The 9247-nt window shown below is 63.8% G+C and carries 6 protein-coding genes; 4 read left to right on the top strand and 2 right to left on the bottom strand.

What is annotated here, in order from left to right; translation table 11 throughout:
- Positions 1 to 580: SUMF1/EgtB/PvdO family nonheme iron enzyme (locus tag ET21_RS0120845; RefSeq protein WP_156029316.1), on the top strand; the 580-nt coding region annotated here is incomplete at its 5' end.
- 31 nt (positions 581 to 611) lie between these two features.
- Here ET21_RS0120845 and ET21_RS0120840 read toward each other — a convergent pair.
- Positions 612 to 1460 (bottom strand): MaoC family dehydratase N-terminal domain-containing protein, encoded by an 849-nt coding sequence (locus ET21_RS0120840; RefSeq protein ID WP_030541187.1) that lies wholly within the window; start codon positions 1458 to 1460, stop codon positions 612 to 614.
- Positions 1461 to 1822: 362 nt separating this feature from the next.
- On the opposite strand from ET21_RS0120840, the gene ET21_RS0120835 reads away from it, so the two are divergent.
- From ET21_RS0120835 to ET21_RS0120825, 3 genes are all read left to right on the top strand, one after another.
- Positions 1823 to 3835 (top strand): arylsulfatase, encoded by a 2013-nt coding sequence (locus tag ET21_RS0120835; RefSeq protein WP_051768275.1) that lies wholly within the window; start codon positions 1823 to 1825, stop codon positions 3833 to 3835.
- Positions 3836 to 3925: 90 nt separating this feature from the next.
- Positions 3926 to 4798, top strand: a complete 873-nt coding sequence (locus tag ET21_RS0120830) for a GDSL-type esterase/lipase family protein (RefSeq protein ID WP_051585283.1) — start codon at positions 3926 to 3928, stop codon at positions 4796 to 4798.
- A gap of 87 nt (positions 4799 to 4885) precedes the next feature.
- A complete protein-coding gene (locus ET21_RS0120825; protein WP_081856803.1) occupies positions 4886 to 7867 on the top strand; it encodes a glycosyl hydrolase in 2982 nt (993 codons plus the stop codon).
- A gap of 169 nt (positions 7868 to 8036) precedes the next feature.
- Here ET21_RS0120825 and ET21_RS0120820 read toward each other — a convergent pair whose 3' ends face one another.
- A complete protein-coding gene (locus tag ET21_RS0120820) occupies positions 8037 to 9101 on the bottom strand; it encodes an alpha/beta hydrolase (RefSeq protein WP_030541183.1) in 1065 nt (354 codons plus the stop codon).
- Positions 9102 to 9247: the final 146 nt, after the last annotated feature.

Raw genomic sequence — 9247 nt, 5'->3', positions numbered from 1 at the left:
AATCTCCGCCAAGCATGCTCAAGCTTCACGATTTTTGCAACAGAGCCCGCGTGCCTATGCCCGCTGGGCGGGCAAGGCGCTGCCGACCGAGGCGGAATGGGAATATGCCGCGCGCGGCGGGCTGGACGGACAGGAATATGCGTGGGGGGATCAGCTCGCGCCCGAAGGACGCATGCTGGCCAATTATTGGCAGGGCGCCTTTCCCTTCGCGAACACGCTGGAGGATGGCTGGGAAAGGACCTCGCCCGTGCGCAGCTACCCGGCCAACGGCTTTGGCCTCTATGACATGATCGGCAATGTGTGGGAGTGGACCGCCGACTGGTATGCCCAGCCGAAGGTTGAGGCGAAGGCGCGAGGCAGTTGCTGCGTGCCCGCCAATCCGCGCGGCGCCACCCGGCACGAGAGCCTTGAAAAGGATTCTTCGCCCGTGCCGATCCCGCGCAAGGTGCTGAAAGGCGGATCGCATCTTTGCGCGCCCAGCTATTGCCAGCGTTACCGGCCTGCCGCGCGGCACCCGCAGGCGATCGATTCCTCTACCAGCCATATCGGCTTTCGATGCGTGGTGCGGGCGGCAGGCTGAACGCGTCCTTCCCAGTCAGTGCTGGCGGCATTCATGTCCAGCGCGCCTGCGCCTGCATCGCGAACGGGCCATCGGGCCTTGCGCTCCAAAGGTCCATTCTGTCCCCGGTGCGGGGTCCGGCATGCAGGCAAAGCGCCTCATTCGAATAGAGGGGCGAAACGCTTTTGAAGGTGAAGCCGTCAGGCGCGCGCCCGCCCTGTTCGCTCGCGGCAAGATGCAGGAGGAGGGTCGCCTGGAGCGGACCGTGCACCACCAGACCCGGATAGCCTTCGACCTCAGTCGCATAGGGGTGATCGTAATGAATGCGATGGGCGTTGAAGGTCAGCGCCGAATAGCGAAAGAGCAAGGTGGGTTGGGGGTCGATCGATTGGACCGTGCTTCCCGCCGGAGCCGTCTCTGCCGGGCGTGCCGGGGCCGATGTAGCTTCCCGGTAGACGATCGTCTGGCGGTCATTGATGCTGCCGCCTGATGCGCCGGTGATGCGATGATCCACAGTGACGAAGCAGAGGGTGCCCGTCCGGCCCGGCTTCACCGCGACGTCGCTGATCCGCGACACGCGCCGCACTTCTTCTCCGACGATCAGGTCGCCTGCAAATATGATATCGCTCCCGGCCCACATGCGGTTGGGCAGCGGTACGGGAGGCAGGAAGCCCCCGCGGGCGGGATGGCCGTCCTCCGCCAGCGTGCTCGTCGGCACGATGGGCTGCGCCAGGCAGAAATGGATCAATCGCGGAGCCGCGACGCCGGTTCGATATTCCTGTGCCGGAAGCCCCAGGGTCGCGCTGAAACGGCTGGCGAGACCAGGGGTCAGCATATCGTCCGCCGCCTCCTCCGTCCCGATCCAGCGGCGAAGATGGTCAATGTCGACCTGTTCGGGCATCCATTTTCTCCTTCACTCCGATTGGCGCGGAGATAATCTCCCCCGCCGGGGAAAGCGCAGCCTGTGAATGGTCATAGCGCCGCTGTGGGCAAACTCAATTTCGGATGTCTTTACGCGAAAAGTGATTCAGGGATGTCATTTTTGCAAAGTGGCTGTATGCCTACGGGGTAATGAGAGCCGCCGATGGTGCTTCGGCGGCGAGGGGATGTACATTTTACAAGGTGATGCATGAAGCGCTTGTACCAGTCGGCGTCCCGCTTAGCTGTCGCTCTGACATTCGCATTGCCCCTTGCCGGGGCCTCCGGCGTCGCGGCGCAGGGTGCGCCTGCTGAAACGGGCATGCCCGCGCCCCCCCCACGCCGGTGCTCGACAAGCTTGCGGCGGGCGGCGCGCGATACAACCGCTTTCACACCACGTCCATCTGTTCGCCTTCGCGCGCGGCGCTGCTGACGGGGCGCAATGCGCATCAGGCCGGTCAGGGATCGGTCGGCGAAATAGGTTATCCGGGCTATACCGGCATCTGGAGCAAGGATACCGTCTCCATGGCCGAAGTGCTGCGGCGCAATGGCTATGGCACCGCGATCTTCGGCAAGTGGCACAACACGCCGTTCCGCGAAATCTCCCCCGCCGGGCCGTTCGACCGCTGGCCCACGAACCTGGGCTTCGAGCATTTCTACGGCAATATGCTGGGCGCGGCGAGCCAGTGGACGCCGCTGCTCTGGAACGATACCCAGATGGTGCCGCAGCCCAAGAGCCGGGCTGAGGGCTATCATTTCACTACGGATATCGTCGACCGGTCGATCGACTGGATTCAGACCCGCAAGGGACTTGCGCCGGAAAAGCCCTATTTCCTCTATTTCGCGCCGCTCGCCGCCCATATGCCGCATGACGTGCCCGCCGAATGGATGGCGCGGTACAAGGGCAAGTTCGATGGCGGCTGGGACAGGCTGCGCGAGGAAATCTTCGCCCGGCAGAAGCGGCTGGGCGTCATTCCCAAGGATGCGAAGCTGACGCCGCGTCCCGCCGAACTCCCCGCCTGGGACAGCTTGCCGGAAAAGCAGCGCGCGGTGCTCGCCACGCAGATGGAAGCCTATGCGGCCTTCATCTCGCATACCGATCATGAGATCGGCCGTCTTCTGGACGCGGTGCGCAAGGCGCCGGGCGGGGAAAATACGATCGTCATCTACATTGTCGGTGACAATGGCAGCGCTGGCGAGATGGACACGCAGCGCGCCTTTACCATGGCGGCCCTGCAACCGCAGATGAAGGATTCCTTTTACGCCGCGGGCTGGGCCTGGGCGGGGAGTACGCCGTTCCAATGGTCGAAGGGCGTCGCTTCGCATCTGGGCGGCACGCGCAACCCCATGGTCGTGTCCTGGCCGGGCCATATCAAGAATAGCGGCGCGATGCGGACCCAGTTCACGCATCTCAACGACATCGCGGCGACCATCTATGACATCACCGGCATTCAGATGCCCGACATCGTGGATGGCGTGAAGCAGAAGCCGCTGGAAGGCAGCAGCTTTGCCGACAGCTTCGCCAATCCCAAGGCTTCTTCCCATCACCGGACGCAATATTTCGAAGTCTGGGGCAATCGCGCCATCTATCAGGACGGCTGGATGGCGTCCGCGCGGCATGGGGTGCCGTGGCAGATGAAGGAATATCACCAGCCGCTCGATCCGCAGGACTCTTTCGCGCGCGACAGGTGGGAACTGTACGACCTCGACCATGATTACAGCCAGGCGACCGATCTTGCCGCGCGCTACCCCGACAAGCTGGCGGCGATGAAGACGCTGTTCGATAAGGAAGCGCGGCGCAACAATGTCTATCCGCTGATCTCCAACAATATGTACGGCGCTTATCCGCCCGCGCCGGGCAAGCCCGCCAATGTCACCTTCGGGCCGGGCATGCCCACTATCCTGGCGCTTTCCGCTCCCGACTTCGGCGGCAAGTCCTTCGCCATCAAGGCCGATGTGGTCGTGCCGCCGCAGGGCGCGCAGGGGGTGATCTTCTCCCATGGCGGAACCTTCAGCCTGTATATGGACAAGGGCGACGTGGTGGTGGAAGGATTGCCGATGATGGGCACCAAGGCGTTGCGCGCGCCGCTCTCGCCCGGCGCGCACAGGATTTCCTATGCCTTCACCATCAATCCGGGGATGAAGCCGGGCGCCTATATGCCTGCTGCGGGCGTGGGCACGCTCAGCATCGACGGCAAGGCGGTGGATGAAGGGAAGATGGGCATTTTGCACTCATCGATGCAGGAGATCGACATCGGCAAGGACACGGCCGCCCCCGCCAGCCGAAACTATACCGCGCCCTTCCCCTTCACCGGAGAATTGTCCGGCGTGCGGATTGAAACACAGCCTGAAAAGTGAATGCCCCGGCAGGACGCACGCCTGCCCTGCCCCTCTTCTAAATGTCCTTGCGACCGAAAGTCTTCATCAACCGGCCTGAAAGGTCCCGCCATGATTTCCCGCGCTTTTGCCAAGTCCTTGCCGGTGGTGTTGACCGCCTTCGCCATTCTGCCCCCAGCAGCAGCGGAGCCCGCCCAGCCAGTGGCGCAGGGCATGTGCACGCAGAGCCGCTTCACCGGCGATCCCGACATTGCGGAGATGCGCGACGCCATCCTGTCGCCCGAAGGCCCGGCGGCGATGGCGAAGGCTGCTCCGAAGCTGCTGCCCAAGCTGGCGGACATCGGCAAGGAAATGCAGCAGCGCAAGGAACAGGATTGGCCGTTCCTGTGCCGTTACCGCGCCGAAAATGCGAAACTGCTCCAGTCGGGCGCGCGTCCCGCCGTGATCTTCCTGGGCGATTCCATCACCGAGTTCTGGAGCTATGGCGATCCCGTGCTGTTCGGCAAGGGTGTGGTCGATCGCGGCATCAGCGCGCAGACGAGCGGGCAGATCCTGTTGCGCTTCTATCAGGATGTGGTGGCGTTGAAGCCCGCCGTCCTTCACCTGAATGCTGGGACCAATGACATTGGCGGCAATGGCGGACCGGCGATCACTGACGATGACATCATCAACAATCTGAGCGCCATGACCGACATGGCCAAGGCGCACGGCATCCGCGTCGTGCTGTCGAGCATCTTGCCCTCGACCGCTTCGGCGCAATATCAGGGCGCGGGACAAACGGCGCGGATCGTCGCACTCAACAAGCGCATCCGCGCGCTCGCGGCGCAGCGCGGTGCTGGCTATGCCGATTATCACAGCGTTCTGGCCGACGCCCAAGGGCGCATACGGCCGGAAATGTCGAATGACGGCGTGCACCCCAACCGGCGCGGCTACGACGCCATGCGTCCGATCGCGCAGGCGGCTTTGGCCAAGGCAAAGCGATAAGGGCAGTAACAACTTCTGTCCCGGAGCCGGAATGCCGCGAGGTCCGGGACTATGATCAACATATGTCAGTAATGGGAGAGCATCATCATGGCGACTTCATCGGGCCAATCCTGCCTTGCCACCAAGCATCCTGAAATGGTGGCCAACCTGATGCGCAGCAGCGCCACGGCGATGATCGCCGCAGCGTTGATGGCGTCCACTCCGGCCAGCGCGCAAGATGCGCCCGTGGCGGCCGAAGGCAGCTTCGCCAATCCCGCCATGCCGGATCGCCCGATGTACCGTTTCTGGAACAATGGCGGCATGATGACGCCTACCTCCATCACGGAGCAGGTGGCGCAGATCAGGTCGTCGGGCGCTGGCGGTTTCGAAGCCAACCAGTTGAGCGGCGTTCCTTCGGTCAGCAAGGTTCCGGGCTATGATCCGCAGCGCCACGGGTTCGGCACGCCGGAATGGACCCGCGCCTGGACGCAATTGTTCAAGGCCGGGAAGGCGCAAGGGTTGCGCGTCGATCAGATCTACACGCCCGGCTGGTCGGCGGGCATTCAGGGCCTGTCGCCCGACGCGCCGGGGACGGCGAAGGAAATCACCTTTGGCTCCGTCTTCGTGAACGGCGGGGAAAGCTATGAAGGCGTGGTTCCTGAGGCCAAGCTGCCCGCCGGAGTCACCAAGCGCACCCTGCTGGGCGTGGTCGCCTATCGCTGCGACAGCAATTGCGAAGCGGGATCGAAATCGCCGCCGATGCTGGACGCGAGCACGGCCTTGGACCGCACGGCCAGCGTCAAGGACGGCCGCATCCGCTTTGCCGCGCCCGCCGGGCCGGGCCGCTATGTGCTGGTCGCGTCGTGGATGAACGGCACGGGTCAGGTGATCGAACTCGCCCAGACCCCCACGCCCAGCTACATGGTCGATCACTTCGCTTCCTCCGGCGCGCAGGCGATCGTCGATTATTGGGAGACGAAGGTCCTGAACCCCGAATTGCGGCAAGCGTTCAGGGATAGCGGCGGATCGCTATTCTTCGATTCCTTTGAACTCAACCGCCATGGTGAGGAGGTCCGCCATTGGACCGATAATTTCCTGAGCGAATTCCGCAAGCGGCGCGGCTATTCGCTGGTGCCGTATCTGGCGGCGATATCCAATTCGTCCAATCCCATGTTCGAATTCAGCAATGGCGTCGGCACGCGCATTCGCGAGGATTACCGCCAGACCCTGTCGGAACTGTTTGTCGGCAACCATATCCTGCCGCTCAAGCAATGGGCCCATTCCTACGGCATGACCTTGCGCGCGCAGGGCTATGCCGGGTGGGGTCCGACAGCGGTAAACAATTCCGACGCCGCGGCCGCTATCGACATACCGGAGCAGGAAGCGAACAACCGCAGCAAGCCGATGTTTTCCACCGATGCTTCCGACGCCTGGCGGCAGGTGGTGAGCGCGAACGCGCAGATGGGCAGGACCATCGTATCGAGCGAGATGGGCACATTCGGCCGCACGGATGGGCTTTCGCGCGTGTCGCTGGTCATGCGAATGAATGAGGTTATCGGCCTTGGCATGAACAAGGTCGTCTATCATGGCTGGCCGGACCAGACGCCGGGCGGTTCCAGCAGATGGCCGGGCTATATGCCCTTTGGCAATGCGGTGGGCGACAATTATGGCGTCCAGATCCCGACCTTTGCCGATGACGTGACGATCAACGACTATGTCGCGCGCCTGCAAACCGTCCTCCGCCGGGGCGAGCTTCGCAACGAAATCGCCATGTATTGGGGCGGCCCGGACGAAGCGCGCTATGGCGATCTGGGGCTGGAGCGTTCCGGCTATACCTACGGCTTCATGAGCGATGCTCTCATGGCGCACCCATCGGCGAAGATCGTGGACGGCCGCCTGACGAATATGGGCTACAAGGCGTTCGTGCTGGACGCCCAAGGGTCCGGCATTCCAATGAACCTCGCATCGGCCAGGCGGCTTCTCAGCTGGGCGCGCAGCGGCTTTCCGATCTTTGTCATCGGCGAGCTTCCGGCGCGGGTGAGCGGCTATCATCCCGCTGACGACGCCGCACTGCGCAAGGTCGTAGCGGCGCTGTTCGCCCAGAAATCGGTGACGCGGGTTGCGGATCGCGCGGGCGTCGTGAACGCGTTGAAAGCGGCGGGCATCGGTTCGGCCGCTTCTTACGACGCCAAGCCGCTCGTGACGTTGCACCGGCAGTCGGAGGACAGCGACTATTATTATCTGTTCAACGCGGCAGCGGACAGGACCAAGGCGGAGGTGACGCTGGAAGGAAAGGGCCTCCCCTACCGCTATGACGCCTGGACAGGTCAGGTGCGGCCCATCAGCCTGTTCACCCGGACAGACAATGGGGTGAAGATTGAGGTTGATCTGGCGTCGGGCGACAGCACGCTCATCGCCCTCACTCCCGGCAATCAGGACACGCCCAAGCCCGTCTGCAAAACCGCGGCGGTAAGCACGAACGCCGATGAGCTACTCAGCCTGGACGGCGGCGACCCGGTCCTGCGCGACACGGCGGCGGGCCGATATGCCACCACCCTGGCCGACGGGCGGCAGGTCAGCAGCGAGATCGCGGCGGTGGGCGCCAGAAAGACGCCTGCCTCCTGGACGCTCCAGGTCACATCCTGGCAGGCTGGCGCTGGCGTGAACGACATTGCGAAGGTCGCGCTCACGCCCATCACCCTGACCCCCGGCGCAGACGGAAAGCTGCCGGATTGGCAGCATGTGCCGGGCCTGGAAAACAAGTCGGGCACGTCCACCTACAAGGCTTCGGTCGATATTGGCTCTGGCTGGACCGGCGGCACGCGTGCCTATCTCGACCTTGGCGCTTTTTACGGCACCGCGCAGGTCAGCGTGAATGGAAAACGCCTGCCCCCCATCGATCAGGCCGATGTCAGCCGCATCGACCTGGGCGGTTATTTGCGGCCGGGCGTCAACGACCTTCAAGTGCATATCGCGACGCCGATCTACAACGCCGCCTACAAGACCAAGAGTCCCTATGGGCTGGTGGGCCCGGTGACCGTCATTCCCTATGGCCAGGTGACCGTTCCCATGGGATGTGGGGGCAATTGACGCCTTCGGCGTGATGGATCAGGGATGAGCCGAGATTGCCATCCGAGGCGTTGGGAGTGCACGAGTCAGCACTCCCAACGCCCTCGTGGCATGTCATTGAAAAGGCGCGTCGTTCTTCAACATCGATCCTGCTCTACAATGCCATGGACTGGGCGGGGCATGATGCCGCTCACCATTTCAACGTAAATGCGTCGGCCAGGGCCTGCTGCACCGCTGCTTCGAACCGCTGGGAAATGCCTGCCTTGGGAGCAGCGCCTTCGAAGCCGTGGAACGCGCCGGGAACCACGACAAGCTGGGTCGGAATGCCCTCTGCCATCAGGCGATTGGCATATTCCACATCTTCCTGCACGAACAGGTCGATCGAGCCCACGCCGATGAATGCCGGCGGCAATCCCTTGAGGCTCTCCACCCGCGCAGGCACCGCTCCCTTGGGCGGACGCGGCGAGCCAGCCTGCATGCCGAGGAAGGACGACCAGCCGAAGCGGTTGGCGGCAGCGTTCCAGGTGATCGCGCCCATAGGCGGCGGCACCGCGCGGCTGCTACCCGTGCGATCATCGAGCATGGGGTAGATCAGCATCTGGAAGAGGATAGGCACCTCCCCCCGGTCGCGCGCGGCGATGGCCAGCATGGCGGCGAGCCCGCCGCCCGCGCTGCCGCCCATCACGGCGATCCGGCCGGTATCGACGCCCAGCGTGCCTGCATTGCCGTGGACCCATTTGAGAGCGGCGTAGCAATCCTCAAGCGGGCCGGGGAATGGCGTTTCAGGCGACAGCCGGTATTCGACAGTCACGATCACGCAGTCGAGCGCCTTGGCCAGTTTCAGCAGCTTGCCCGTTTCCGAAGCCGCATTGCCCGCGATGAAGCCGCCGCCATGGATGTGAAGGATGGCAGGGCGGCCGGATGCGCCCGCCCGCTCGTTCAGGACATAGACGGGGACGTCCGGCGCGCCATGGCCGCCGGGAACGCGCACCATGCGCGCGGCAGGGTTGGCAGGGCCGCCGCCCAGCATCTTGCGCAAGCCGGGCAGCGCCGCGCTCGTCATTTCGCCTGCCGACTGATATTTGAGGAAAATCGGAACAAGGAAGCGGAGTTCGGGATGAACGAATGGCGTGATGTCGGCGGGCGTAGCAGGCCCGGCGGCGGACGTCGCCGCTTCGGCCAATTTGCCCTGCCCCGCCAGCGACAGCAGCCCCGCTCCCGCGAGCAGCCCCATTTCCCTGCGACTGAAGTTCATGAATCTGATCCTTGTGATAACTGGATGGAGCATCGTTAGAGATTAGTCAGCCGCCGCGTCCAGCGATCCCGGCAGCTTTTCGACATTGTTTCGAAAAGAGGCCGCGCATTCGGACGAAGAAGGGGACCGGAAGCAAGCTCCCGGTC

It is taken from the genome of Sphingobium sp. DC-2 (genome assembly GCF_000722555.1).
Classification (GTDB): domain Bacteria; phylum Pseudomonadota; class Alphaproteobacteria; order Sphingomonadales; family Sphingomonadaceae; genus Sphingobium; species Sphingobium quisquiliarum.
Note: the sequence above shows the minus strand (reverse complement) of the source record. Positions and strands in the feature narration are given on the sequence as shown.

What these genes read in the sequence shown, in the direction of transcription:
- ET21_RS0120840 (WP_030541187.1), bottom strand. Translation starts at nt 1,460, where the DNA reads ATGCCCGAACAGGTCGACATTGACCATCTTCGCCGCTGGATCGGGACG.
- ET21_RS0120830 (WP_051585283.1), top strand. Translation starts at nt 3,926, where the DNA reads ATGATTTCCCGCGCTTTTGCCAAGTCCTTGCCGGTGGTGTTGACCGCC.
- ET21_RS0120825 (WP_081856803.1), top strand. Translation starts at nt 4,886, where the DNA reads ATGGCGACTTCATCGGGCCAATCCTGCCTTGCCACCAAGCATCCTGAA.
- ET21_RS0120820 (WP_030541183.1), bottom strand. Translation starts at nt 9,101, where the DNA reads ATGAACTTCAGTCGCAGGGAAATGGGGCTGCTCGCGGGAGCGGGGCTG.